Below are 26,004 nucleotides of genomic sequence, written 5' to 3'. Positions count from 1 at the left end.
AAAAAGAATCAGAAGCGGGACAAACCATGATTGGGACTTCTTGCGCATATCCATTGCTCTCATTCAGCACGTATTACAGGCTGTCCTCCTGACCAACCTGACGTCATCACCTATTGCGAGCTTAGCCAAGCTTCCACTTTTTGCAGCCTGTCCAGTTCCGAAAGCTTGGGCTTGCCAAGATCCAGTAACTCAAGCAGCCGACTTCTCGCCTCAGGGGAAGAAAACCATTCGGCGACCTCCACGTTGCAGTGCCTTGAATCACTGATCGCCCATTTCACTACCATGTCTGCTGCGGCTCTGTAGTGGTCAGCCATGAAGAGTCTTCTGTCTTCGACGAGCCAGCCACGCTCCCTCAGTTGTTCGGTCACATCGGTGATGCCCGTGTCGCCAAAAAACGCATCGGTGTCTGGATAGTGAATCCCTGCAAGCGACACCTTTGCAACGACCGAATCTCGGTCGAAGTAAGAAAGGAAATGCCATCCACCAGTGGTGCACCCTGGGTACGGAAAATTGATTGCGGCCTTGCCAGTTATGTAGTGCCGGCGAGAAACACGTTTGAGGTCATAATCTAAGAGCGGCTTAATCATGGGAGCCTATTGAGATATGCCAAGCCCTGTTCTTTGTGGCCCGAGTTCTCGCCGATTGCCTCCAGGGCACCACGGACTCTAGCTCCTACACCCGCACATCCGAGGGCTACCATATGAAGGGTCAACTCCATTAAGCCTTCCCCCAGGCGAGTGGGCTTTGGTCGAAAATATCGGGTAGCGAGTACCCGGCCATGATGCTCCCCTCAGTCAGGCGGAAAAAGAAAAGCAGCATAGCAGCGGGGATGCTTAACGCTGAACTAGGAAGCGTACGCCGTGGAAGCTAGAGGGACACATCGCATCAAGACTGTAAGCGAATATTTCAAAGGCTTGAAGGTGTAACCCCACAACCCTACTAAGCATGATGGCATCCTGCTATTTTTGGAGTTGTAATGAAGGTCTACACACTGCTTAAGAATGGGGACTCTGATGAGTACCATTTGTTCGAGGGAGAGTTAAACGAAACCATCGAACCCAAGACTTGCACGGTTGCACTCAAGTCCATCTGCAAGAAAATGGACAAGGGAGAACGAAGCAAAGGTCTAGATGGGAAGGTGACAGTTCCGCCTTTTGCCTGTCAGGAGGAAGCTGCAGCGAGGGTCAGTTGCGCTCAAAGGGGGCGTTCGGTTTGCGGAGTTTGTGTCAGTAGTCTGTACCGCACACCAGATTGATGACGTATGGCGGCCAATGGTCGCCATATTTTCGCTCACCCGTCCTGATTAATCTGCTCGGACGCATACCGTTTCGCGCCAGAAATCATCGAATGATGCGGAGCGCATAGGCCAGTAAGCCAAAGGCGCGAGGATGTAAGCCCAAAGGGCCATGAAATGGCGTCAGCCATGGCATGGGTTACGACAGCCGACCCGATAAGGCGCGCCATAAACCGCGATTTGCTCAGATTGTCTTCAGCAGTCGCTCGAGCGCCTGGGCTTTACGTAAACGGACGGAACCGGCTTATAGCTGCCTGGCGCTAGACTGCTGTCGGCTACCTGAATCCCATGAGATCCAAAAGCAGCTACGTCGGGTTGCACTTTTCTCCAGCCTTATTAGCCTTGGAAGCGGCTTTCACTGCCTCGCTAACCAGCTTTCCATTTTGAGGGTTCATTGACTTATCCGGGCCATGCAACTCGTAATAGCCAGCAGGGCCATCCGGCATCAACTCTCTGCTGTAGCTCTTGAACACATCACAGGCATTGGTAGCGCCGCAGCTCTGAGTGGAAAGTGAAGCGATACAGCTGTCGGCAAGCTGCTTCAGCTTTGTCATCTCCGCTTCCACAGTCTGTGCCTGCGCATCAACCACAATTAGCAGCAAAGCTACGCCTAAGACTTTTTTCATCAAAACACCTGCTCTCTTCTTTGATTGAGGGCAGACCTTACCTCTGCGAAGTTAGAGCAACCACTCAAAACCGTGTCAGAAACTGCATGAGCGAATACAGGCAGAAACGGTTAGTCGAGTAGGATGGTTGCGCCAGGGTGGGTCAAGGATCGCTGATGTTCTGCCGGCTCAGGTATTCCAATATTTTTGGACTGTACTTCTGGCAACGCCAAGTTTTTCAGCAATTGTTTTCCTGTCCAGACCTTGTGCTTTCAGGGCCCGGATAGCGTCCGAATTCAGGGGCTGCCTGGGTTTCCCCTGCGAGCGCCTGATGAGCTTACCGTCACTGAATTGCTCCACCACCAACGCCCATCCTCCGGTCACTTCAAACTCCCGGATCTTCAATGCCGTACGCTGCATTAGCTCTGAAGGGGGCTCATCTCCCTGAGCAGCTACGGTCAATGCGACTACCGTCAATAAGTCGAGCCCGAGATAGCCAGCAATCTCGTTGAGCTTTTCGAGCGTGGGATTCGCTCGTCCCTGCTCGAGCATTCCAACGTACGTCCTGTGTGTTGCACCAGCGAGGTCTTCGTAGTCCAAGCCCTGATGAGCACGCGCTCCACGCAACGCCGCCGCTAGCGCCTCTTTCAGTTGCATGACCCATACCCCCAAAACTGAGGATAGAGCCACGGTTGGCGTGTTCCGATAAACAGATCATAATGATATTATCGTGACATGTTGTTTGCCAGGCAGACGTTTGTTTACGGTGGCGTGATGTGAGGACTGGCATAGCAAAGGAGTCCTGGCGACCACCACGCTCATCAGATGCGCCATTGAGCCGACGTCCATGAGCCGCGTCAGCCAGCCCGCAGTCGTCATCAAGCAGCTTCCTGGCATCAATGGGATCTTTTTTTCGCGATGGCAGGGATAGTTAGTAATGAAGTTTGATTGTGTGAAATTCGCCGGAAAGGTCGACTATGTAAGGTCTGTAAACCTTATAAATGGTGGTCACAAAATCCTGGTTAGCATTGATGGCGCGGTGATTCCGAACCTCCAGGTCTCCAACAAGCTCTACGAAGAGCTAGAAGCAGGTGAACCTGCGACCCTCTATGGAATTTTCAACCGGAGTAAGAAAAAAGAGAAAAATCATGGAGTGCTTTACGGTCTGAACCAGCGCGGTGAGCAAATATTTGATACTAGCCAGCGATTCAAAGTACCTGTCGCTATGACAGGATTTGCAGTTATCGCGTTTTGCGCGATGTTCGTAATTGGGTGGGTTCCGTCTTTGTTCGCTCTGGGACTCCTGTTTGGGCCTAACCCGGACGTGTTTTCCAACGCTACTGTGCTTGCGGTAGTGGAAGGCAGCTTGGCTGCGCTGTTTTTTCTTTGGCGCGCTCAGGTGATGCTCAGCGCAACGGCGAACCCAGAGGGTTGGGAAAGCATCGAGCCTGCGACACTTTCGAGTCGCTTCAGTAAATTTCATAAGTAGCCAACCTGGTGGTACGCAGGGGTACGTGCAACATCGTGCCCCACTCGCTAGAAAGCGCAGCAAGAATCCCAGATTCGCAACGTCGGAGCTACGTCCCATGCGAGCATCAAGCAAGCGGAGCGCGCAGGCGTGCGGGATGTCAGCCCAAAGGGTCGAGACGCGGCCTGCCGTGGCTCGATTCACGACAGCCCTTCCGCCAGGGGCGGCACGCCATTATCGCTCCTCAGCTTCGAACCAACTCAGAGGAGTCTGCATTGAGTAGTGATGAGCTCAGCGAGCTTGAAAGAACAAGACGAAGGGCTCTCTGGGCGCTTGCCAGCCTGCATCCGGGTGATTCATTGGCAATCGGTGTTTTAGCCATCCTTGACGATCTTGAAGCGCAGGAACGAGGCATCTCAGCCTCCACCCAGCAGCCACTCGAGCTCAACGAAGCTCGTCATTCTGTCCCGGTGGAACGCCACACCTCCGGCATCGATATAGTCTTGGAACTAGGCATCCCCGAGCCCTGGAGAGAGCGCTTCTTACAAGCCTCCATCGGATCAACGCGACTCCCTGAAGGGCCATACGCATGTGACTGGGAGAAGTTTCTGACTGAATGGGAGCGTGAGATGCAGCATCTGCAAAATCACCGTGCTGCACAACCTGCTAGCGGCTAGAGCAACTGGCTAGGAGTAGCTGGAATCGCAACCTCAAAACAGGAGTAGCAGGATGGAACGGCCTTCGTTCTTTATCGATTTCGAGGCCTCAGGGATAGCACCGGACAGCTATCCCATTGAGGTAGCTGTCGTGTCGAGTGACACCTCTTTCAGCTCGCTGATCAAGCCCGCTCGTTACTGGACGCACTGGTCTTTCGATGCACAGGACATGCATGGTCTCAGTCAGGATCAACTGCGTGAGCAAGGTGATGCGCCGGTCGGTGTGGCGAGACGTATGAACCAGCTTTTTTCAGGTCAAATTCTCTGCAGCGACTCGCCACAAGATACTTTTTGGCTCGATGTCCTCTACGAAGCAGCAGAGCTGGCGCCCACCTTCCAGTTGAAGCCTTTGGAATCGTTCGTGGGCCGGCAGGCTGCCAGTGACATTTATCGTCTGCTGCCCACAACCAGGATCCACCGAGCTCTCCCTGATGCGTCTGCTTTGATGCTTGCCTGCCGGGTTTTTTTCGAAGCTTGACTACTTTGGAGGACGGTTATCTGAAACCGTCCGGCCAAGTGATCTAGTCGAATATCTGGAATTGGCACGAGCGCTCGGTATTCTTGAGCGAGTCATCCTGCCCGTCAGTGAAGGACTGACGCCCATCAATTAATCGCTGGTGTGCGTGATGCCAGATTTGCCTGGGCCCACTGCTCAGCAGTCGTGACCTCAATCGACTGCTGCGCGTTGAAAGTCCCCGATTTAGGCCAAGCCACGCCTCTACCCTGGGCAAAGACAGCACGATACTTCTTGATGTGATGCGTTGGATCTTTCTCCAATTCCTCAAGCAAGTATGGAACAGTCCACACGTTTCGTTTGAACGGGCGGCCCAGCACACGTTCAAGGAGGCTGGCGACCTCTCCGTACGTCACAGTGTCTCCCGATAGATAAACTATTTCATTGCGAAAGCGGGGTTCGAAGAAAACGATTTCCGCTGTCAATGCGCCGATGTCGTCTGGAGTCGTAAGGGTCACGCTGGTCTCAAGGCTGCCGAGTGCGTTCACGGTATCGTTTTCGAAATCAACCACCCCGAATACAGGCTCGAATAGGAAACTGGTAAACATTCCAGTAGAGATGATCACCCATTCAGTTTTGTCCTGTGCACGAAGCAATTCACGAACATCTAGCTGAGCATCGAACAGATCCTGGGGACTGCCCCGACCGATGACTTCAAAGTCGACGCCAAACTGCCATGGGAAGTAGCGCTTCACTCCGGACTTGAGCGCAGCGGTGGCCAGCTTCATCGGAGTTTCCCGGCCTGCAACCATGCCTGCACAGCCTATTACGGTATCGAAACGTGCGAAGACTTCAGCCAACTGATCAATTGAGTCATTCACGAGGTCTGCGGCCACCATCTGGATGCCAAGAGCCCGAAGCTCATCGATTTCGATCTTTTTCTCGGGCACCTCACTGTTGATGGTTGAATCTCTAAGCAGGACGCTGATTGTGGAACCGGGCGCGCGTTTTGCTACCCGCGCAAGATTTCGCAAAACCGGTAGCCCAAGCTCACCGGCGCCTAAAACCAGAATGAATTGGGATTGAAATGGGGTGACTTCGGTCATGATTTCTCCTGAGACCTCGTGCCTGTAAGATGAGCAAATGCTTGCACGATTAGGCAACGCTCGTAAGAAGGCACACCTGTGATACCAGACAAAGAAGTGACCGATGAGGAGGCTCTTAGCCAGGCAGAGACAATCTGCAGAACGCTAAGAGAGGACGATGATGGTGTCAGGCGGGAAGTGCTTGCTCACGCAGGCAGCCGCTGGTCGCTAGGTATCCTGCACGCCTTGGGGGTGTACGGCACCATGCGTCATGCCGAAATAAAAAGGCAGATGACTGGGGTGACTCAGCGGATGTTGACCAAGACGCTACGCTCGATGGAGCGGGATGGCCTGGTACTTCGGCGGGAGTTCGGTGAGGTTCCGCCACGTGTCGAGTATGAGCTGACCTCGCTGGGTATGGGGCTGCTGGTTCGTATGTCCCCTATCTGGACTTGGGTAGTCGAAAACGCTGAGGATTTCCGCAAGGCCCGGCAGATTTTCGACAGCCAGGATGACAAGAAACCTGCATGGCAAATACCTACCTCGATTCCACTAGATTCATAAGCGTCTGGCGAAAATGGCTGAGTAGCTAGACACTACGATCTCCTCTCCAGCGCCAAGAAGCCCTGGAGCAAATACCGCATCGCCTACCGCGCAAAGGCAGCCGAACACTGCAGGTCAGCTGCGTTGCTGTACATCGCCTGAGGACAGCTGAAAACTACGAGCGATTCCTGCTCAGTGGAATTTTGGACGGCAGCGATTGTCCCACTGAAAATTCTCACGAACCCTCATGCTATGGACTCTATTCTGGTTGTGGAGGATGAGCCTCTGATCTTGGAGCTCATCACTGAAGCGCTTGAAATGTACGGCTAACGTGTGCGTGCGTTTGAAAGCGCTGACCTCGCTTGGCAATTCATTCAGCAAAGCGGTTACCCACCACGCTTGCTAATCACCGATCTACGGATGCCAGGCCACATAGATGGTCTCGAACTGGCCAAACGGCTGCGCGATGCTGATGCAGAGGTGCCGATAGTCGTTGCCTCGGGGTTTCATCCTGCAGCAAGAGAACTGCATTCGCTCAACGTGCACTGGTTGATCAAACCATTCGAAATTGAGCAGTTGCATACCATCTGTAAAAAACTTGCACCTCAGCCTAGATAGCCGGTCGTACTCATGTCGCTCGCGCCCTGGCCGCGTACCAACTCAAGTAAGGATCTTTATGCCGAACCGCTCGACACCCGTCAGCAACACTTCAACCGGCGATATTAGCGGTTCAGATCACAACGTCTTCTTTGCCGCAGTTGAAACTACGCGCATGCCAATGATCGTCACGGATCCCAAACGACCAGACAATCCGATCATTTTTGCGAACAACGCCTTTATCGACATGACTGGCTATGATCGAGAAGACATTGTTGGTCATAATTGCCGTTTCCTTCAGGGCCCGGAAACAGATCCGCTTGTTGTAATGCAGGTACGGGACGCCATTGAATCTGAAACCGAAGTGGCGGTAGAGCTGGTGAATTACAAGAAGGACGGATCCTCCTTCTGGAACGCCCTTTTCATTTCCCCGGTATATAACGAAGCTGGCGAACTGATCTATTTCTTCGCGTCGCAACTGGATGTCAGCCGACGCCGGGACGCCGAGGATGGTTTGCGGCAGGCGCAGAAGATGGAAGCTCTCGGTCAGCTAACAGGAGGTATCGCGCACGATTTCAACAATCTGCTGCAAGTCATGATCGGCTACTTGGACATGATTCAGCGCACCGCCGACAAGCCTAATTACGATCAACAACGTATTCTGCGCAGCGCGGCAAATGCCCGTGATGCGGCTGAGAGGGCTAAAACCTTGACGCAGCAATTGCTGGCGTTCTCTCGCAAACAGAAACTACAGGGACGTGTAGTCAACCTGAACAACATCGTCGGCTCCTCCCAGGAAATGGCTGAACGTACTCTTGTCGACACCGAGCTTAGGTTGGCGTTGCAGGGAGATCTGTGGAACTGCCGCGTCGATACAACGCAGACCGAAGTGGCCTTACTGAACATTTTCATCAATGCCCGAGACGCGATGGACTCTCGTTCTGCGCGCAGGCTGACGGTTGAGACGAAGAACGTAACTATCCAAGATTTAGGATCAACCTCTTATGACGGCCTGATGCCGGGCCGCTACGTCAGCATCGCCATAACCGACAACGGTATTGGGATGCCCGCTGCGATTGTTGATAGAGTGATGGATCCATTTTTCACCACCAAGGACGAAGGTAAAGGCTCAGGCTTGGGCTTATCCATGGTGTACGGTTTCGTAAAGCAATCCGGTGGGACTGCGCGCATTTATTCGGAAGAAGGCATCGGAACAACAATCCGCATGTATTTCCCGGCTGACGATAGCCAACTCCATGCATTGGGCCCAGCAGAGCACGTTAATGATCAGTTAGGAAATGAGCGGATCCTGATTGTGGAAGACCGACCTGATGTTGCCGAGCTAGCCAGGATGGTGCTGGAAGAGTATGGCTACTCGTGCGAGTTGGCTTACAACGGCAAGGAGGCGCTGGGCCTTCTAAAGACCGACCATTTCGACTTACTGTTCACAGACCTGATAATGCCGGGTGGTATGAACGGGGTAATGCTGGCCCGTGAGGCAAAACGGCTGTACCCCAGTCTGAAAGTATTACTGACTACCGGCTACTCCGAAAACTCTCTGGAGCGTACAGACGCCGGTGGAAAAGATCTTGATGTCATTTCCAAGCCGTACATACCAACCGATTTGGCGAAGAAGGTGCGTCAGGTTCTGATAGGGCCGAACGGCGTCAGTTGAAGATATTTCTCGTGTATGGGCAGCGTTGTAACTGGGTCATTGTATGACCTAGTAGCTCAGCGACTAGCGAAGATAGAGGTGTCACCGGAGAGTATCCTTCGGTCGAATCAGGGCTCCATTCCCATTTCCGTACCCCCTTACCGCGCAACCAATAACGCGGATGGCACTGTAGTTCGTAAGCAAATACGAGCGCGTGAGGATGGAAGCCCGAAGGGCCAAGACGCCTGCTGGCGGCTTGGTTCACGACAGCCGTACCCCAGGCCACGGCCAACTGTTGTAGCACTCAATGCTCTAACCTAGGTAAGAGCTGATTATCGATGGGGCAGGGCGCAAGCCTTCAGTCAAAGGAAGGGAGATATATGGGAATTCTGGATAGATTATTCGGTGGCCGCTTCACTCAACAACCTCCTGATGAGCCGCCATTGAGTGACGCCGCAATCATGCGAGATCTTCATCCTTACCGCGATGAGCTCAAGGCTTTCACTCAGAGCCTGCTGACACCTCTCCCTGAGAAGGAGCAGGCGCGTCTGGTTCGACGAGTCATACGTTCCTATGGCCAGGGAGAGGAGCCATCGAGCGCGCTGACAGAAGGCTTGCTGGATCCTGACAAAGGACAATCACTCGAGCACCTCATCCTGCTCGCCATAGATTGGAAAGGATTCGATGGTTTCGAACATCTGGCCCCATACCTGACCAAGGCCTATGGCATCCAAGAACCATATCCGTACGAGCTACGCGAAGGGATGACCGTTGTACAGGTGCTGGCCGAGTTTGATGAGTGGCTGACCAGGTTCGGCAAACGCTATCTGCACCTGAATACCGGCGGTGACGAGTACGTAGGCTTCATCGTAGATCTCGACCGCGTCGACATCATGATTGCTATGGCCAGTGACGCCGGTATTCAGGCGAGGCTTGAGGCCTTCTAACAAGGCGAGTGGCCGATTGCCGATTCGCCTCTATACCGACTGCACTTTCCAGTTCCAACCGAGGTTACTGGCGCAGGGAGCCAACCACTGGCGTAGCTCCGGTTTGGAGGCCAACGCCTCAGGCTCTAGCAGGCGCGCGCCTATATCTGCATGCGGCAAGAAACTTACCTCAAGGGTGCGCTCCAACGATCCGATCAATTGCGGAAAGTCCATGACGCTCGCCAGGCGCGGCCACTCCAAAAGCTTTCGATATCGCAGTTGCTGAGACTCAATTCTTAGATCGTCGCCGTGACGTAAGCGTCCAGCGAACTCACCTTCCGAACTCCAGCATTAAGGGCGATGGTGTCCTCGTATTTTTAAGCGGACGCGATCACCCTTATCGCCAGGATTTCCATGCGCCAACGAAGCTCTTATCCGAAACCATTCAAAGCCCAGGTCGTTCAGGAATGCCGTATGCGCCCGGTTAACCCACCTTGCGTGATTTTACGCGGCCTGCTGGCACAAACTTTCGCCTTTATTAGTGGTTGTGTATTATCAGGGCTGGCCGATGCTGCCAGCCGCTCGCTCCGTAAAGGAAAGGTGAAAGCATATTTTTACAAACCACATCGTATCTCTCTTGATGGTCGAGGTTTGGCAAGGCGAGCACCAAAATGCTTCGACTCCAGGAGAAATAATGTCTTCAATCCAGAAAGCCAAACAGATGGCCAAGAGCCTGCGTGCTTCGTTGGAGAAGCGCAATCAGGAAGTGTCGCACTCCGTTGCACTCGAACTGGTGGCACAGCAACTGGGCTATAAGGACTGGAACGTAGCATCAGCGATGCTTCCGGATGAAAATCCTCAACCCGCTGTAACATTCGACAAAGCAATTCCCATATTGCGAATATTTGACGAAACCAAGGCCCGCGAGTTTTATATTGATTTTCTGGGCTTCAGCGTCGAGTTTGAGCACCGATTCGAAGCGGATCTACCGCTGTATTTAGGGATCAATCGAAACGGGTTACAGCTCCACTTGTCCGAACATCATGGTGATGCCAGTCCAGGGTCGACGATATTTGTTCCGATGCAAAATATCGAAATGCTTCGTGATGAGCTACTTGGCAAACGGTACGGATACGGTCGTCCGGATATTGTCCAGCAGGGATGGGGGCAGGTTCTGGAGGTTTATGACCCTTTCGGTAATCGGATAAGATTCTGCCAAAGCTGAATCCGCTGGACGCTAGATTGGATCTGATCCGTCTCGGATCCTATAGCTAGCGGAATAGCGCCTACCTAAATCCACTTACGTGCTTAGGTAGGCGTCCACCAATGTGGCAACAACTGATCAACCTCACTCGCCCGTTGCGTCGGCAGGCGTGTAAGTACATCCTTCAGGTATGCATATGGATCATGCCCATTGAGCCGCGCAGACTGGATCAAACTCATGATCGCTGCGGCACGTTTGCCACTGCGTAGCGAGCCTGCGAACAACCAATTCGAGCAGCCAAGAGCCCACGGCCGGATTAGGTTCTCGATTTGATTGTTGTCGATGGGCACAGCACCATCTTCCAGGTAGCGCGTCAGCGCTATCCAGCGTTTGAGACTGTAATCCAGAGCCTTGGCCGTAGCCGAACCCTCGGGCACAAGTTCGCGTTGGGCCAGCATCCACTCATGCAGTTTTTCGGCGATGGGCACCGCTGTTTCCTGGCGTAATCGCCAGCGATCTTCGTCGCTCATTTCCTTGGCGTTTCGCTCGACTTCGTACAGTCCGCCAATCGAGTGAAGAGCCTGTTCCGCCAACTGGCTTTTATTGGCGATATGCAAGTCGAAGAACTTGCGGCGCGCATGGGCCATGCAGCCGATTTCGGTGATGCCCAGCTCGAAGCTGGCCTTGTAGCCGGCGAAGTCGTCACAAACCAGCTTGCCGTTCCAGGTGCCCAGGAAGTTACGCGCATGTTCGCCGGCACGGCTGGGGCTGAAGTCGTAGACCACGGCTTTGAGTGCCGAAAACGGCGCCGTGCTGTAGGCCCACACATAGGCACGGTGGGTTTTCTTCTCGCCGGGCGCCAGCATTTTTACCGGCGTTTCATCGGCGTGAACCACACGCTGGGCCAGCACCACTTCGCGCAGCGCATCGACCAGCGGCTGAAGCTGCACGCCAGTTTGGCCCACCCACTGCGCCAGTGTCGAACGCGGGATGGCTAGACCGGCACGACCGAAGATCTTTTCCTGTCGATACAGCGGCAGGTGGTCGGCGAACTTGGCCACCATCACGTTGGCCAGCAGGCCCGCCGTGGGGATACCCTTGTCGATTACCTGCGGCGGCACCGGCGCCTGGATCAGCGTTTCGCATTGGCGGCAGGCCCATTTCCCACGAACGTGCTGTTCGACGGTGAACACGCCCGGCGTGTAGTCCAGCTTCTCACTGACATCTTCGCCGATGCGCTGAAGCTGGCAGCCGCAGGTGCATTGGGTGTTGTCTGGCTCGTGATGGATCACGGTACGCGGGAACTGCGGCGGTAACGGTGCACGCTTGGGTTGCTGGCGTGGTTCTGTCTGCGCAGGTGCAGGATGAAGTGCTTTTAACTCCGCCTCGATGGCTTCTAGGTCGGTATTGAGCAGGTCATCGAGCAAGCTGCCTTGCGCCGGGCTGATCTGCTCGCTGCGCTTGGCGAACTTGTGGCGTTTGAGAATGGCGATTTCGTGAGTGAGTTGCTCGATGATCGTCTCATCACGATGAATCTTTCTGTCCTGGGTGTCGATCTTGGACATCAACTGCGCAGCCAGTGCGCGCAGTTGTTCAGGAGTCATTTGGTCGAGATCGGGCAAGGAAGTCATGCCGTGGATTTTACCAAAGCAGCCCGAGTGCTACAGCTGAAAGGAGCGTTTAAAGCAATGTGATTGCGCCGCCCGCACCGACTCGTTGCCAGGGCAATCCAAGTACCAGTGCCTGAAGTTGTTCGGGGTCGAGTTCGACCTCCGTCCCCCGATGGATGCCTGGCCAATGAAACTTACCTTGGTTCAAGCGCCGCGCCGCCAGCCAGATACCGACGCCGTCGTGCACCAGGACTTTCATCCGGTTCGCCCGGCGGTTGGCAAAGAGGTAAGCGCAGTGCGGCTTCGCCGCACCGAACACCGCGACCACTCTGGCCAACGCGGTCTCAGTGCCGGCGCGCATGTCCATGGGCTCGGTGGCGAGCCAGATGGCATCGACACGAATCATTGGGCCAGGCCACGAATAAAACACGCGCAGCCGTCCGGATCCGAGGCTGGCCACTTTACGGTGATGGATTTATCACCCAGAGGCAGCGAGATGGTGACCATCTCTTCTGTTGCTCGCCTTGGTACCGCTTTTACTGGAACAAAAGCCGGCAAGGTTGCAGGCGATTGATCCCGGTAAGCAGGTAGCCACTTGCGGATCACGTTAGCGTTGATGCCGTGATGGATGGCCACGCTGGAAATCGTCGCTCCGGGTTGCAGACATTCCTGGACGACCTGGGCTTTGAATGGTTTGGGGTAAGAGCTTCGTTGGCGCATGAAAGTCCTAGCGATAAGGGCGATGGTGGAGTTCGGTAGGTGCCTTGGCCGGACGGTTACGGAATGCCTGCAACCTGGCGCAACCGTGTCCAGTGTCGCCATCAGCCACGGCATCAATGCCAATGTCATCCGCAAATGGATGCCGCTCTATCGAGACCAGCCCGCAGCGACTTCACTACCGGCATTCGTTCCGCTAAAAGCCGCACCTAAACGGCCAGCCGAAGCGTCAGTGATCATTGAGTTGCCCGTAGCCGGGCAATTGATCACGGTGAAATGGCCAGCCTCGGATCCTGAGGGCTGCGCGCAATTTATCCGGGCTGTGGCCCAATGATCCGCATCGATGCGATCTGGCTGGCCACCGAGCCGATGGATATGCGCGCCGGCACCGAAACTGCATTAGCTCGGGTGATCGCGGTGTTCGGTGCGGCGAAGCCGCACTGCGCTTACCTGTTCGCCAACCGCCGGGCTAACCGGATGAAAGTCTTGGTGCACGATGGCGTGGGCGTCTGGCTTGCCGCGCGGCGCCTGAATCAAGGCAAGTTTCACTGGCCCGGTATTCGCCACGGCTGCGAGGTCGAACTCGACAGCGAACAACTCCGGGCGTTGGTACTGGGGTTGCCGTGGCAGCGAGTCGGCGCGGGTGGCGTGATCAGCATGCTGTAATCGCCTGCCATTTGACCGGCCTGCTTGTAGTCGTTTCGGGCCTGCTCTGGCACAATCGGCGGCATGACTTTCTCGCCCAACCTCGACCAGATGACCCCGGAACAGCTTCGTGCCTTGGCGGCACAGGCGTTGCAGTTGCAGTCCCAAGTCGAGGCGATGAGCAGGAAGATCCAGAACGATGAAATCCTCATCGAACAGTTCAAGTTCGAAATCGCCCTGCTCAAACGTCACAAATTTGCCAAGCGCAGCGAGCAAATCAGCCCGGCGCAAGGCAGCTTGCTGGATGACTTGCTCGACACAGACCTTGAAGCTATTGAGGCCGAGCTAAAACAGCTTCTCCCCGTTTCGCAGGCCGAGCCACGGCAATCGCCCAAACGTGCACCATTGCCGCCGCAGTTTCCGCGCACCGTGATTCATCACGAGCCAGAAAACACCCAGTGCTCCTGTTGCTGCCAACTTCAGCGCATCGGCGAAGATGTCAGCGAAAAGCTGGATTACACGCCAGGCGTGTTCACGGTCGAGCAACATGTGCGTGGCAAGTGGGCCTGCCGTCAGTGCGAAACTCTGACTCAGGCGCCAGTGCCCGCGCAGGTCATTGACAAAGGTATTCCAACCGCAGGCCTGTTGGCCCACGTGATGGTGGCCAAGTTCGCCGATCACTTGCCGCTCTACCGGCAGGAGAAAATCTTTGGTCGCGCCGGGCTGGCAATCGCTCGCTCGACCTTGGCCCAGTGGGTCGGACAAACCGGTGTGCGACTCCAACCACTGGTCGATGCTCTGCGTAAAGCGGTGCTGAAGCAGGGCGTGATTCACGCTGACGAAACACCGGTTCAAATGCTTGCGCCAGGCGAGAAGAAAACCCATCGGGCCTACGTCTGGGCCTACAGCAGCACGCCGTTCTCGGCACTGAAAGCAGTGGTGTATGACTTCAGCCCAAGCCGTGCCGGCGAACATGCGCGTAACTTCCTGGGCCCCTGGAGCGGCAAGTTGGTCTGCGATGACTTCGCTGGCTACAAAGCTGGTTTTGAACAAGGCATCACGGAAATCGGCTGCATGGCTCATGCTCGCCGCAAATTCTTCGACCTGCATGTCGCTAACAAAAGCCAGCTGGCCGAACAGGCGCTGCACTCAATCGGCGGTTTGTACGAGGTTGAACGCCAGGCTCGGGACATGAGCAACGAAGACCGTTGGCGAATACGTCAGGAGATGGCGGTACCGATCAGCAAAGCACTGCATGACTGGATGTTGGCCCAGCGCGACCTGGTGCCCAATGGATCAGCCACGGCCAAAGCCCTCGACTACAGCCTGAAACGCTGGGTAGCGCTGACGCGCTACCTGGAAGATGGGGCTGTGCCCATCGACAATAACCAGGTCGAGAACCAGATACGGCCATGGGCACTCGGACGCTCGAACTGGCTGTTTGCCGGGTCGTTGCGCAGTGGCAAACGGGCGGCTGCAATCATGAGCCTGATCCAATCGGCGCGCATGAATGGGCATGATCCGTATGCCTATCTCAAAGATGTGCTGACGCGGCTGCCGACACAGCGGGACAGCAAGATAGAGCAGTTGCTGCCGCACAAGTGGGCGCCCTTTTAGCTGCGCAATGTACGCTGCTCAAACACTAACACAACATTAAATAGGAATTCAGTATGATCCGGCGTTATCAACCTTGCGACATTAACCATGTCCTCGATCTGTGGCTGGACGCTTCAATCAAGGCACATGATTTTATTCCTGAAGCGTTCTGGCGGGAGCAATTAGGTGCCATGCGCGACCATTACCTACCACAAGCCGAAAATTTTGTAATTGAAGGCGAAGGTCGTGTACTTGGTTTTATGTCGTTGCATGAGAATCGTCTAGAAGCGTTGTTTGTCAGTTCTCACGCCCAAGGGCGTGGGTTGGGGCGACAGCTACTGCAAGAGGCCAAGCGCTTACGTACGGCTCTTGAACTGAATGTCTATAGTGCCAACGAACGAGCAATAGCATTTTATCAGGCTGGCGGTTTTTCAACTGTTGCTGAGTCGCATGATCCAGTTACGGGGCAGCAGGAGCTTACAATGCGCTGGAGTTACAACTGAACAACTCGGTTGGGCGGCGAGGATCGATAGTCTGATCCATTTGGCTCACATCACTGGGCATGATCTATATGCCTACTGGCTCAAAGGTTTGCTGACGCGGCTGCCAACGCAGCCGGCCAGCGAGAGGGAGCAGTTGCTGCAGCATCAGTGCCGGCAAGTATCGGCCTGACTTACTCAAGGTGAGTTCGCCGCACGCTTACGCCGTGACGCCATTGAGCCCGGAACAGCTTGTCATGCCTTGCCAGGTCGACCCGCCAGCCCCCCGTGGAAGGAACGAGCAACTCGAGCTTCAGACTCTCAGGTCTCAATTTATTTCGCTTGTAAAACCAATGCTCGATGGGTTCGTTGCTCAGCGTCATGGAGATGACGCTGTAGTGGGGAGCATCGCCCAGGCCGAGCATTGCGAACCATTGGGCAGTCTCTGGCGGGGTTTGCGTTTCGGGCATGCTGGATCATCCTTGATGAGTAGTTCGGAGTACCGAGTAGTGTGCAGAGGCCGCTCTACGTGGGCAAGCGGAGCGCGCAGGCGTGCGGGATGGAAGCCCGAAGGGCCGAGACGCAGGCTCGGTGCACGACAGCCCACCCCCGAAGGGGCACGCCCCAACGCCAGGTCGATAAGCGAGAAGCGAATACCATCCTACGAGGATTTTCGATTGGAATGACAGACGATGACGACACAGTCTACTGCGACATCCAGATGCCGTTGGCTCAAGGCCGAGAGCTATTGCTCTTGGTGACAACACTTAGAGAGTCCAATGCCCATCCGACGCTCAACAGGGTCTTCGAGCGCATGCAGCGTGAACTCAGCATCTCAATCGAAATCGTCGAAGATCCGCCTACTTGGGGCCCTTGGTGTTAGTAACACCTGTACGACCTTCAGAGCTCTGCGTCCCAGGCATCCATGGCTTTATTCACAGTCGCGTACCAGTGGAGTTCAGAACCCTGTAGGGCGTTAGCAACCTGTCTGTTGGTATTGCCGTCGATCCAAGTAGGAAGGGGCTCCAACGCGCTGGAGAACATGCTGGCCATAGCTACGGCATATCTACCGGTATGCGTGGATTGAAGGCATACATAGCGCACAGCAGCGCCGCTGGGAAGTCGACGCCAAGCCACAACCTCTATGGAGTCCTGCAGCTCCTCAGAAGAAGGCTCAGCCTCCTTGGCCACCTCGGTAGCTGAGACTGCTTGGCACGGCTCACTACGCGTTCCAGGGTTGTGCACGAGGTGCTTCAACTGCTCGCGTGCGGAGACAATCTGTTCACGGAGCTCTTCTGGATCGATGGACATGCCGCCCTCAGGGGTCACCCTGAGGGTTTTGAGGGTGTTCGCTGCCCTGATGAACTCGCGTTCAAGAGCTTTCTCATGGTCAGGGCGGCGGTCGGGGCTGATGAGGTTCCAAAAAATCGAGATCAGCTTCAATGCGTGTCTCCAGCAGTACGGTAGCCCGAAGTATCTCACGAGCATTGTACTCAAAGCTTTCTGACTCGAATGCTAGCGAATCGAGGTATTCAGCAACACAGACAGCTGTCTCCTGCGGCCTACGCTTACCTCTCAGAAGACCTGTATTCAGGATAGATCTTTGGTTTTGACGTACGGCAAAGGTCGCTCTAAATCCTCAAAGCTCATTCCCCGTCGAGTGGCGTTATGAGCCCAGCGTACAAATTGCTCAAGCAACCTGTTGTTTTCGCGCGTAAGGCGTTGTACGCGTTCTTCCAGTTCTTTGTTCCGAGTTTCCATGAGTGCTATTTCGGGAGACTTGGATGAACCCTCATCTGAACTCCTGCACCGCTCTTTCGCATGATTCCAGGCATCTTTAATTCGATCATGTCTCAGCATTGCTGCTTTGGTGTATCGATGACCTACATCTACGGCCAAAGTCTCTAAGTATAAATCCCAAGTGAGCTTTCCTGCCCATCCATCTAGTATATTTACCGATTGATTGATCATCGCATCGGTCATCTTCGGCGCGCCCATTAAAAGAACTCCAAAGACAGCAGAGCGGCTTCAGCTTCGTCGGCAGAATAAGACTCCTGCTGCTGTTTACTGTCTGTTGTGATCATTCGAACGGCATGAGCCAAGCCGGTTTTGGATTGTGTGTTCTCTGGTGGAGGGAGCGTGATCATGGTTCCATCAGGAATAGTCCGATCATTCATTTTCTCAAGTACCAAAGCCCAACGCTCCATTCTTGGTTGGTTCTGCTTGAGCCAGCGTGAGGCCCCCGGTTCGCCGCTTGCTAGCGCTGCTGAGGCAGCAGCGACAGCGTTTTTGTGCATTTTGAATTGAAACTCAGCCTCTGCCTTATGGCGACTGTCACCCTTCACGAATACATGCTCGGAACAATTTACGCAGTCTTTATCTAGAGGGCATGGCGTCAAGGCATAGTCATGTTTACAGAGGCCATAGCGCGTCATGCTGATTGCGCCTAGCTCAATGCCCATCGCTTCCCGTTCTGTCAGCCCATGGCTGGCAATCAGAGCGTGCAGTTTATCGCCCAGTGCTTCTCCTGAGGATAAACCTCCGACGTTGTCGCCAAGTCTGAGATAGGCTTCGATGAATGCCTCTTGAGGTACATGGTCGTACCACGCATTCTGCCGGACATCTTTGCGTCCCGACCAAAAGGCAATCAGCGATTGGCTTAGGTGCTTGCTCTGCGCAAGGGTGTTTAGTAGGTGTCGGAAACCATGAGTCGTGATAGTCATTGGACTGCCGTCACGGTTCGTTTTCCCGTTCCTAGAAAAAATGGTAACACCGTTTGGATTGGAGCCCAGTTGGTTATTTATCTGATTAATACTGAAGACTGCGGGAACATTGAAAAGCGACTCTGCGGTAGGGTTCAGCACATTCTCTGGTAGTACGAATAGTGCGTCCTGCCATTTCAAACCAGTCGATCCATCTAGGACGGGAAAGATCTCAGGAAGTTTTTTGAGCACAAAGCTTTCGAGTGACGAAAATTCGAAGAGTGCAGCGCCACGGGCCTTTAGATCGTTTACACGTGAAGGTTCGCTTGTTTTTCCCCCTGTCCTCACCAAACCGTACCTAACGGCGTGGCTGGAATGGATCTCGGTTTTTTTGCCTAAGATTTTGGATGCTTCGTAAAGGGTAATAGGCTTCCCCCTTATGTTTTCAAGTTCGGGTGGTAGGTAAAGCCGTCCAGGGTTCTGTGCGTACCACAATGCAGCCTTTCTGGCGGATATTCCCAGGTCAAGTAAGAAATCGACAGTTTCTGTCACCAATCTTTCGAACTTCTCCGATGCGGCGAACTTAGTAAGCGGCATTCCATTCTTTGCCGGATCCCACGCCAGTCCCATCATCGTGCCTTCGTCGCTCTGAACATGACGTATGCAGTTCAGTGGGAGCGACAGGATCTCAGATCCCCGGCTGGGGGCGAACATTGCTAGTGTAACAAACGCTGTAACGACTCGATCCGGGATATGGTCACTCGTATGGTGAATATCTGCGAGATCGAGAATTGTTTGTACGCTAGGCAGGCGGCCAACAACCTTATCGTTATTTTTTGGAGCAACACGATCCGTCCGGATTGGCTGTTTGTAAGGTATCGGAGAAACCCACTCAATAAACATTGGTGTTAGCTTGGCGGGCGCAATGATTTGGGTTAGTAGACGCTCCAGGCAGCGCCCGGTACTCCAAGCATCTTTGAAGCGCTCACGTAGCAACTGTGCCGCATCGTCTAATACAGTGGCGTCTAGCGCAGTTACGCATGCATTCCTGCCAGCATTCAATAGAGCCTGCTCTACCGCCTGCATTGCGTAGAGATAACGTTTAAATTCTTTAAGCTGAAAGCGTCGCATGATTTCACTGAAAGCCGATTTTGCGAAATCTAGAAATGGGCGCTCAAATGGTATTTCGACAATGGACTTGCTTTTTGAAGGGTCTCTCATGCATTTAAAATGAGCGATATCTTTCTTTCGCCCTTGGTTTTTACCAATATTGAAGCTGGTAATGTCCCAGCTATTTTCATCCCAAATCACATGGGTGAACGGAATATTAGCTTTGGCATGAAGAATAAAGTTTTCAAGGTTGGCGCTTGCCGCCAATTCGGCCTTGCCTGCGAAATGTACTAGCTCACCCATGTCAAGACACTGCCTCAGTCATCCTACTATCGCGCACTGTAATAATCTGCTGAATAGCTGCCATAGCATTGTGATTGATCTGCTGGATACGTGGCTCGGTTTCAACTTTTTGATCCTCAATCAACGTGACCATCAGCGTTTCCCAAGGAGCATTAATTAAGGGTTCAAAATATGGGCATGACAGGCAGGCGATAGGGGCGTGCTGGTGGCATTCAGCGCGAGTTCCGCAAGCGCCCAGCGTCTCGCCAGTCAACCGTAGATAGTCAGCAATAACGCATTCGCCATCTCCTGCACGGCTAGCTTCATCGAGATGCTCAATCAGACGCCCCTTGAAGGCGCTAGCGAAGTAATCCATCTCTTTACCAATCGCATGCCTGATTGGCTTCTGAAGTTGCGGCATTGAAGCTCTGTAGAACTTGATGCATGAGGTGCTCCGGTGAGTGAGCAGCCTAGCTACTTCCGCATCGGATGCACCTTGTGCCAAAGCGCGAGTGGCCATGGTGTAACGAAATCGGTATGGCGTAATATGAATCGAGGCTTCCAGTCGCTCCGAATATGTCGGAAGTGCTGACAGAGTATCGGTTACTAAGTGGCTAATTACGGAAGGTGAACCTTCAAATAACGGAGCTTCGCCGGACGAAAAGTTGTTTTTGTATGAGTCTAGGTAAGTAATTAAGCACTCTGCTAATACTGTTGGTGCTTTTCTGATCCAATACTCATTGGTAGCTAGACCCTCACCCTTAGCTAAAGGGATTCTAAGCGTAACTTCCATGCCGGCTCGATCATGTATAATTACATCGCTTCGTTTCATTCGGCAAGCTTGGACTGGGCGAACTCCAGTTCCAATAAAAAACCAGCACAGAGTAAAGGCGTAGAGGGAAATTTGTTTGCTTGCATAGCCTTCATTTAGAGCGAGGTGAATGTTATGCAGCTCTTGATTCGTTAGCGCTCCCCTTTCTGGGTCGTTCGTGATTAGCGTGTAGTAAGATCCGCCGCCTTTTTGCTCCCACTTGTGATCATTTTCAAGGAAGTCAGAAGTTTCTTCGGTAAGTCCAGGAAAACCCTGAGCTTTAATTCGCCTCAAAAGCGGGATAAGGAAAGCTCGATATGATGAGCTGATGTCAAGAATTGAGCCGATGGCTTTCAGGTCGGCAGTCGCGCGATCTTTCATGGCGTCCAGAGATAACCATGACTTAAGCGCCCTAGTTATTGTGTTGTTGTAGGAAAGGCTGTGGGTCGATAGAGTCCCTGTTATGCAGCTGAAGATACTTAGGTGTAATGGGTTTTTGGCATCAAGCTGGTCGAGGTGAATCGGGCACGCCTTACCATCCCTATCTTTGATATATAATTTTTCTCCAGGCTTCACGGTTACTACACGACCGTCTAGGAGTACCACTGACTTGGCCGTGCTGCTTGTCTCATTTTGAGGAATGAGATCAAGCACGATCTGGGTTGCTGGTTCCATCATGTTATTTACCTGCAATATCATTCGCTAATTCTTCTGCAATCCTGTCGGCTTTCTCTCTGATTGATCTTGCAGCATACCTAGAGGAAAGATTAGAGTTGGCCGACCATCCGTTGTTATAGTTTCGGATTTTCTTTTCTTCTTCTGCAGAGATGCGCTTCTCGGGCGGCATTGCATCGATTTTTCGGCTCAGTCGGTCGTTCCACGTCCTTCGCATGGCGTGTGGAGCGAAATAATCCGACACGAGTTCCGAGCTATCACGCCCAACTTGGAATATGAGATTAATAGCCGATAGGGATATCTGATCACCAGAGCGAGTGATGAATAGGTAGCCATGTGCACGCTTACGTGGAGGAAGAGTGCTCCAATAGTCTCTGACGAAATCGCGGAAGACATCTGCGGTTTTCTGCGAGATGACCAAGTCTCTGGGACGTGTCTTCGTAACTCTCACTTTCACGCGTTTGCGAGCGTAGTCGATGTCGTCAACGCGAACATGTCTTAGTTCGTTCCTACGCATGCCGTTATCCGAGAAAATCCTGTACATCAGAAAGTTTCTAGTCTGGATAAAACCCTCTTTGAAGGGGTTTTCTGTCGATCTTGGAGTGAAGATCTCCTCCAGGTCGATCATCATGTCTTCAGGAAGACCCTCTACTGGGTCTCCCTGCGTCGGATTGCCTGCTCTTGGGGCTAGGGAGCGGAGTCGGCGTATCGCCTTCTCTCGGGCGTCCTTTAGGCTCTCGCGATTCTTTGCCAGCACTTGGTTGCAGAGGCGTTCGTGATGGTGGTCAAGAAACTTGGCAATCGTCTGGATCCTGTAGCCACCTTCAGCTGCAGAGGCATGATCGTGCGATTGAGCTACCGCCATCCTGCCGCGCACGTGTTCGAGTCGAATGATCTTCTGTGGCTTCGCAGTGGCTGATTCTTTCACTTCTGCATCCTGCCCCGCCCGGCTCATTCTCAGGAAGTTGGCCAGGTCTTCGCACTGCTCAAGCGTCAGGAACGTTTCTGAGGTAAGCGCCGTGTGGATGTCGATCTCGCGACAGTGAGCCCATAGGTAGGCCATCCCGATGGCGCGCAGGACTTTCTCAGTGGTTGTGAGGGCTGCGCCCCTGTCACGGTATCTTACAGTCGCGTAGACGTTGGGTAGGAAGGGAGGGAAGCCGTCCTCATCCACAAGTACAGCCATGGGCAGGCCATCAGTGGCGGTGAAGGATTTTATTCGGAAGGCTTTCAATGTATACGTTCCCTGAACCTGTGATAGCAGGGCGAGGAGTATAGGTAGGTGATTTTTTTCTGTAAACAAAAAACCCCCTTTATTATCAGGGGGTTCTTAGTGTTTTATAGATTAATGTATACGTTTTTCCCTACCTGAATTTCATTGGCAAGCTTCGCAATCCGGCTCGTCAATCGCGCAGGCTTTTGGCACGGGAGCCGGGCCAGCAGGCGCTGCTGCTACGTCTTCACTGTTTTTGCCGCTCGATACTGCGTTGAGCTTGCCCGTGTTAACGGTGGACTTCTCGGTGCTGGTCGCCGCCAGGGCACGGAGGTAGTAGGTGGTTTTCAAACCACGGTACCAGGCCATGCGGTAGGTGACGTCGAGTTTCTTGCCCGATGCGCCGGCGATGTACAGGTTCAGCGACTGAGCCTGGTCGATCCACTTCTGACGACGGCTGGCCGCGTCAACGATCCACTTGGTGTCGACTTCAAACGCAGTGGCATACAGCTCTTTGAGCTCTTGCGGGATGCGTTCGATCTGCTGCACGGAACCGTCGTAGTACTTCAGGTCGTTGATCATGACCGAATCCCACAGACCGCGAGCCTTGAGGTCGCGAACCAGGTACGGGTTGATCACGGTGAATTCGCCCGACAGGTTGGATTTCACGTACAGGTTTTGATACGTCGGTTCGATCGACTGCGACACGCCAGTGATGTTGGCGATGGTGGCGGTCGGTGCGATGGCCATGATGTTGGAGTTACGAATACCTTTTTGTACACGGGCGCGAACCGGTGCCCAGTCCAGGGATTCGTTCAGGTCAACGTCGATGTACTTCTGGCCACGCTGCTCGATCAGGATCTGTTGCGAATCCAGTGGCAATACGCCTTTGGACCACAGCGAACCCTGGAACGTCTCGTAAGCGCCACGCTCGTCAGCCAGGTCGCAGGACGCCTGGATCGCGTAGTAGCTGACCGCTTCCATCGACTTGTCGGCAAACTCAACAGCGGCTTGCGAGGCGTAAGGGATGTGCTGCAGGTACAGCGCGTCCTGGAAGCCCATGATCCCCAGGCCGACCGGGCGGTGCTTGAAGTTCGAGTTGCGCGCTTGCGGCACCGAGTAGTAGTTGATGTCGATCACGTTGTCGAGCATGCGCACGGCGACGTCGATGGTGCGCTTGAGCTTGGCGGTATCCAGCTTGCCGTCCACGATGTGGTTTGGCAGGTTGATCGAACCCAGGTTACATACAGCGATCTCGTCCTTGTTGGTGTTCAAGGTGATCTCGGTGCACAGGTTCGAGCTGTGAACCACGCCCACGTGCTGCTGCGGGCTGCGCAGGTTGCACGGGTCTTTGAAGGTCAGCCACGGGTGGCCGGTTTCAAACAGCATGGACAGCATTTTGCGCCACAGGTCTTTGGCCTGGATGGTCTTGAACAGTTTGACCTTGCCCGGGTACTCGGTCAGGGCTTCGTAGTACTCGTAACGCTCTTCGAAGGCTTTGCCGGTCAGGTCGTGCAGGTCCGGTACTTCGGACGGCGAGAACAGGGTCCACTTGCCGTCATCGAAGACGCGCTTCATGAACAGGTCAGGGATCCAGTTGGCGGTGTTCATGTCGTGGGTACGACGACGGTCATCACCGGTGTTCTTACGCAGCTCGATGAACTCTTCGATGTCCATGTGCCAGGTTTCCAGGTAGGCACAGACAGCGCCTTTGCGCTTGCCACCCTGGTTGACGGCGACGGCGGTGTCGTTCACAACCTTGAGGAACGGAACCACGCCCTGGGACTTGCCGTTGGTGCCTTTGATCCACGAACCCAAAGCACGAACCGGGGTCCAGTCGTTGCCCAGGCCGCCAGCGAATTTGGACAACATGGCGTTGTCGTGGATCGCGTGGTAGATGCCCGACAGGTCGTCCGGCACGGTGGTCAGGTAGCAGCTGGACAGCTGAGGACGCTGAGTACCGGCGTTAAACAGGGTCGGGGTCGAGGCCATGTAGTCGAACGACGACAACAGGTTGTAGAACTCGATCGCGCGGTCTTCTTTTTGCTTCTCTTCGATCGCCAGGCCCATGGCCACGCGCATGAAGAAGATCTGCGGCAGTTCGAAACGCACGCCATCCTTGTGGATGAAGTAACGGTCGTACAGGGTTTGCAGGCCCAGGTAGGTGAATTGCTGATCGCGCTCGTGGTTGATCGCCTTGCCCAGTTTTTCCAGGTCAAAGGTGGCCAGCACCGGGTTCAGCAGGTCGAATTCGATACCTTTGGCGATGTAAGCCGGCAGCGCCTTGGCGTACAGGTCGGCCATTTCGTGGTGGGTAGCGCTTTCGGCAACGTTCAGGAAGCCCAGGCCTTCACCGCGCAGGGTGTCCATCAGCAGGCGGGCGGTTACGAACGAGTAGTTGGGCTCGCGCTCAACCAGGGTACGGGCGGTCATCACCAGGGCGGTGTTGACGTCGCTCAGGGCCACGCCGTCGTACAGGTTTTTCAGGGTTTCGCGCTGGATCAGGTCGCCGTCGACTTCTGCCAGGCCTTCGCAGGCTTCGCTGACGATGGTGTTCAGGCGGGCCATGTCCAGTGGCGCGAACGTGCCGTCGGCGCGGGTGATGCGGATGGTCGGGTGAGCAACCACGGCGCTTTCGGCCGGAGCGCGAGTGGCGCGTTCTTTGGCGCGCGAGTCGCGGTAGATCACGTAGTCACGCGCGACTTTTTGCTCGCCGGCGCGCATCAGAGCCAGTTCAACCTGGTCCTGGATTTCTTCGATGTGGATGGTGCCACCCGATGGCATGCGACGCTTGAAGGTCGCGGTGACTTGTTCAGTCAGGCGCGCAACGGTGTCGTGGATTCGTGACGAGGCAGCAGCATTGCCACCTTCAACTGCGAGAAACGCTTTGGTGATGGCGACGGTGATCTTGTCGTCGGTGTAAGGAACCACGGTTCCGTTACGTTTGATCACGCGCAATTGGCCTGGCGCGGTCGCAGACAGATCCAGATTTGAATCGGAACCCTGCGAGTTCTCGCGAGCTGTGTCGGTTTGCATGGGGGGGTGTCTCCACATTCTCTATGTTTATTTGGGCTCCTTTTGGGGGCCCACCGTTCCGTCCTGAAGCACTACAACCGATCATGAACCGGGCATAACAACCTCGGGACGTACAGAAAGGGGGGGTTAAGCCGCTTCCGTGCCGAAGTCTTGGTCTGTGCGTGCAGCCTCAAACCGTATTCCTCGTGGGTGACAGTATTTTTACTGCAACACCCGGGCCGCTTTCCTGCTGTGGAGCCGGAAAACGGTTGCCATCCGCATGAGCGGTTTGGACTTTGAGAACTGCGTTTGGTTTAACCCGACAGGCGCGAGAAAAGGGCTTGAAATTCTCGTCTGAGTTGTGTTGGGTTATTGGCCTAAAACCCTATATGTAGGTGTTTTTGGCGCGACAGATACAAGATATGCGTTTTAGTGGCGCTGTGCAATGTACGGCCTGTGGATAACTCTGTGCGTAAAGTGTGTATGAAGGGTTGATAAACCATGTAGGCCGCATAGACGCTGGATTGAACCGCTTGTCACTGAATTTTTCAGCACCCAATCGAGCCGTCTGAATTTTGAGGGCGCGAACCCTACCACAAAAAA

Annotated in this window: 27 protein-coding genes; 13 read left to right on the top strand and 14 right to left on the bottom strand. The window is 54.2% G+C overall.

Annotated features, from left to right (window positions below; genetic code table 11):
- Nucleotides 1-110: 110 nt before the first annotated feature.
- The 3 genes from ACJJU9_RS18005 to ACJJU9_RS17995 form a co-directional block, all read right to left on the bottom strand.
- Nucleotides 111-587, bottom strand: coding sequence for a hypothetical protein (locus tag ACJJU9_RS18005; protein ID WP_407729158.1), 477 nt, complete (start codon nucleotides 585-587; stop codon nucleotides 111-113).
- 1,012 nt (nucleotides 588-1,599) lie between these two features.
- Nucleotides 1,600-1,920 carry a hypothetical protein gene (locus tag ACJJU9_RS18000; RefSeq protein ID WP_221609607.1) on the bottom strand — a complete coding sequence of 107 codons (321 nt, stop codon included), beginning with the start codon at nucleotides 1,918-1,920 and terminating at the stop codon, nucleotides 1,600-1,602.
- Nucleotides 1,921-2,088: 168 nt separating this feature from the next.
- Nucleotides 2,089-2,556 (bottom strand): helix-turn-helix domain-containing protein, encoded by a 468-nt coding sequence (locus tag ACJJU9_RS17995; protein WP_407729157.1) that lies wholly within the window; start codon nucleotides 2,554-2,556, stop codon nucleotides 2,089-2,091.
- Between the two features lie 280 nt (nucleotides 2,557-2,836).
- On the opposite strand from ACJJU9_RS17995, the gene ACJJU9_RS17990 reads away from it, so the two are divergent.
- The 3 genes from ACJJU9_RS17990 to ACJJU9_RS17980 all read left to right on the top strand — a co-directional run bounded on the left by ACJJU9_RS17990 (nucleotide 2,837) and on the right by ACJJU9_RS17980 (nucleotide 4,561).
- A complete protein-coding gene (locus ACJJU9_RS17990; RefSeq protein ID WP_407729156.1) occupies nucleotides 2,837-3,388 on the top strand; it encodes a hypothetical protein in 552 nt (183 codons plus the stop codon).
- A 254-nt stretch (nucleotides 3,389-3,642) separates the two neighbouring features.
- Nucleotides 3,643-4,044, top strand: a complete 402-nt coding sequence (locus tag ACJJU9_RS17985; protein ID WP_407729155.1) for a hypothetical protein — start codon at nucleotides 3,643-3,645, stop codon at nucleotides 4,042-4,044.
- Between the two features lie 52 nt (nucleotides 4,045-4,096).
- Complete coding sequence (locus tag ACJJU9_RS17980; RefSeq protein ID WP_407729154.1) at nucleotides 4,097-4,561, top strand: hypothetical protein; 465 nt, start codon at nucleotides 4,097-4,099, stop codon at nucleotides 4,559-4,561.
- Between the two features lie 125 nt (nucleotides 4,562-4,686).
- Here the strand turns inward: ACJJU9_RS17980 and ACJJU9_RS17975 are convergent, their stop codons facing one another.
- Complete coding sequence (locus tag ACJJU9_RS17975; RefSeq protein WP_407729153.1) at nucleotides 4,687-5,643, bottom strand: aromatic alcohol reductase; 957 nt, start codon at nucleotides 5,641-5,643, stop codon at nucleotides 4,687-4,689.
- 96 nt (nucleotides 5,644-5,739) lie between these two features.
- On the opposite strand from ACJJU9_RS17975, the gene ACJJU9_RS17970 reads away from it, so the two are divergent.
- From ACJJU9_RS17970 to ACJJU9_RS17950, 5 genes are all read left to right on the top strand, one after another.
- Complete coding sequence (locus ACJJU9_RS17970) at nucleotides 5,740-6,186, top strand: helix-turn-helix domain-containing protein (protein WP_093125494.1); 447 nt, start codon at nucleotides 5,740-5,742, stop codon at nucleotides 6,184-6,186.
- A 312-nt stretch (nucleotides 6,187-6,498) separates the two neighbouring features.
- Nucleotides 6,499-6,783: a response regulator gene (locus tag ACJJU9_RS17965; RefSeq protein ID WP_407729152.1), complete on the top strand. Its 285-nt coding sequence runs from the start codon at nucleotides 6,499-6,501 to the stop codon at nucleotides 6,781-6,783.
- A 58-nt stretch (nucleotides 6,784-6,841) separates the two neighbouring features.
- Nucleotides 6,842-8,437 (top strand): histidine kinase famiy protein, encoded by a 1,596-nt coding sequence (locus tag ACJJU9_RS17960; protein ID WP_407729151.1) that lies wholly within the window; start codon nucleotides 6,842-6,844, stop codon nucleotides 8,435-8,437.
- A gap of 359 nt (nucleotides 8,438-8,796) precedes the next feature.
- The gene (locus tag ACJJU9_RS17955) at nucleotides 8,797-9,363 is read left to right on the top strand and encodes a hypothetical protein (RefSeq protein WP_407729150.1); all 567 of its coding nucleotides are present in this window, start codon (nucleotides 8,797-8,799) and stop codon (nucleotides 9,361-9,363) included.
- A gap of 673 nt (nucleotides 9,364-10,036) precedes the next feature.
- Nucleotides 10,037-10,567, top strand: a complete 531-nt coding sequence (locus ACJJU9_RS17950; RefSeq protein WP_145187290.1) for a glyoxalase superfamily protein — start codon at nucleotides 10,037-10,039, stop codon at nucleotides 10,565-10,567.
- A gap of 83 nt (nucleotides 10,568-10,650) precedes the next feature.
- Here the strand turns inward: ACJJU9_RS17950 and tnpC (ACJJU9_RS17945) are convergent, their stop codons facing one another.
- From tnpC (ACJJU9_RS17945) to tnpA, 3 genes are read right to left on the bottom strand one after another with little or no spacing between them, the layout of a single operon-like run.
- Entirely contained in the window at nucleotides 10,651-12,177 is a 1,527-nt protein-coding gene (gene tnpC, locus ACJJU9_RS17945) for an IS66 family transposase (protein ID WP_407729149.1), read from the bottom strand.
- Nucleotides 12,178-12,226: 49 nt separating this feature from the next.
- A complete protein-coding gene (gene tnpB, locus ACJJU9_RS17940; RefSeq protein ID WP_177009613.1) occupies nucleotides 12,227-12,562 on the bottom strand; it encodes an IS66 family insertion sequence element accessory protein TnpB in 336 nt (111 codons plus the stop codon).
- Nucleotides 12,559-12,876 carry an IS66-like element accessory protein TnpA gene (gene tnpA / locus ACJJU9_RS17935; protein ID WP_098950582.1) on the bottom strand — a complete coding sequence of 106 codons (318 nt, stop codon included), beginning with the start codon at nucleotides 12,874-12,876 and terminating at the stop codon, nucleotides 12,559-12,561. Before tnpA ends, tnpB (ACJJU9_RS17940) begins: the two co-directional genes overlap by 4 nt.
- On the opposite strand from tnpA, the gene ACJJU9_RS17930 reads away from it, so the two are divergent.
- From ACJJU9_RS17930 to ACJJU9_RS17915, 4 genes are all read left to right on the top strand, one after another.
- A complete protein-coding gene (locus ACJJU9_RS17930; RefSeq protein WP_407729148.1) occupies nucleotides 12,875-13,207 on the top strand; it encodes a transposase in 333 nt (110 codons plus the stop codon). The two genes, tnpA and ACJJU9_RS17930, sit on opposite strands and share 2 nt — an antisense overlap.
- On the top strand, nucleotides 13,204-13,539 hold the full coding sequence (gene tnpB, locus ACJJU9_RS17925; RefSeq protein WP_407729147.1) for an IS66 family insertion sequence element accessory protein TnpB: 336 nt from the start codon (nucleotides 13,204-13,206) through the stop codon (nucleotides 13,537-13,539). Before ACJJU9_RS17930 ends, tnpB (ACJJU9_RS17925) begins: the two co-directional genes overlap by 4 nt.
- A gap of 63 nt (nucleotides 13,540-13,602) precedes the next feature.
- The gene (tnpC, locus tag ACJJU9_RS17920) at nucleotides 13,603-15,135 is read left to right on the top strand and encodes an IS66 family transposase (RefSeq protein ID WP_407729146.1); all 1,533 of its coding nucleotides are present in this window, start codon (nucleotides 13,603-13,605) and stop codon (nucleotides 15,133-15,135) included.
- A 53-nt stretch (nucleotides 15,136-15,188) separates the two neighbouring features.
- Nucleotides 15,189-15,617 carry an N-acetyltransferase gene (locus tag ACJJU9_RS17915; RefSeq protein WP_081673703.1) on the top strand — a complete coding sequence of 143 codons (429 nt, stop codon included), beginning with the start codon at nucleotides 15,189-15,191 and terminating at the stop codon, nucleotides 15,615-15,617.
- Nucleotides 15,618-15,787: 170 nt separating this feature from the next.
- On the opposite strand, the gene ACJJU9_RS17910 is transcribed toward ACJJU9_RS17915, so the two are convergent.
- A complete protein-coding gene (locus ACJJU9_RS17910) occupies nucleotides 15,788-16,063 on the bottom strand; it encodes a hypothetical protein (RefSeq protein WP_407729145.1) in 276 nt (91 codons plus the stop codon).
- Nucleotides 16,064-16,275: 212 nt separating this feature from the next.
- Here ACJJU9_RS17910 and ACJJU9_RS17905 point away from each other — a divergent pair, with 212 nt between their 5' ends.
- Nucleotides 16,276-16,476 (top strand): hypothetical protein, encoded by a 201-nt coding sequence (locus tag ACJJU9_RS17905; protein WP_407729144.1) that lies wholly within the window; start codon nucleotides 16,276-16,278, stop codon nucleotides 16,474-16,476.
- A gap of 17 nt (nucleotides 16,477-16,493) precedes the next feature.
- On the opposite strand, the gene ACJJU9_RS17900 is transcribed toward ACJJU9_RS17905, so the two are convergent.
- The 6 genes from ACJJU9_RS17900 to ACJJU9_RS17875 form a co-directional block, all read right to left on the bottom strand.
- Nucleotides 16,494-17,036, bottom strand: a complete 543-nt coding sequence (locus ACJJU9_RS17900; protein ID WP_407729143.1) for a hypothetical protein — start codon at nucleotides 17,034-17,036, stop codon at nucleotides 16,494-16,496.
- Nucleotides 17,037-17,183: 147 nt separating this feature from the next.
- Nucleotides 17,184-17,591 carry a hypothetical protein gene (locus tag ACJJU9_RS17895; protein ID WP_407729142.1) on the bottom strand — a complete coding sequence of 136 codons (408 nt, stop codon included), beginning with the start codon at nucleotides 17,589-17,591 and terminating at the stop codon, nucleotides 17,184-17,186.
- On the bottom strand, nucleotides 17,591-19,708 hold the full coding sequence (locus ACJJU9_RS17890; RefSeq protein WP_407729141.1) for a hypothetical protein: 2,118 nt from the start codon (nucleotides 19,706-19,708) through the stop codon (nucleotides 17,591-17,593). The genes ACJJU9_RS17895 and ACJJU9_RS17890 overlap by 1 nt, the downstream gene beginning before the upstream one ends.
- A gap of 1 nt (nucleotide 19,709) precedes the next feature.
- Entirely contained in the window at nucleotides 19,710-21,176 is a 1,467-nt protein-coding gene (locus ACJJU9_RS17885) for a hypothetical protein (protein ID WP_407729140.1), read from the bottom strand.
- A gap of 1 nt (nucleotide 21,177) precedes the next feature.
- The gene (locus ACJJU9_RS17880) at nucleotides 21,178-22,476 is read right to left on the bottom strand and encodes a tyrosine-type recombinase/integrase (RefSeq protein WP_407729139.1); all 1,299 of its coding nucleotides are present in this window, start codon (nucleotides 22,474-22,476) and stop codon (nucleotides 21,178-21,180) included.
- Between the two features lie 72 nt (nucleotides 22,477-22,548).
- Complete coding sequence (locus ACJJU9_RS17875; protein ID WP_048370638.1) at nucleotides 22,549-25,422, bottom strand: ribonucleoside-diphosphate reductase subunit alpha; 2,874 nt, start codon at nucleotides 25,420-25,422, stop codon at nucleotides 22,549-22,551.
- Nucleotides 25,423-26,004: the final 582 nt, after the last annotated feature.

The sequence above is a fragment of the Pseudomonas helleri genome, assembly GCF_045830615.1.
GTDB classification, from domain to species: domain Bacteria; phylum Pseudomonadota; class Gammaproteobacteria; order Pseudomonadales; family Pseudomonadaceae; genus Aquipseudomonas; species Aquipseudomonas helleri.
The sequence above is the reverse complement of the archived record's forward strand: the minus strand, read 5'-3'. Positions and strand labels throughout refer to the sequence as shown.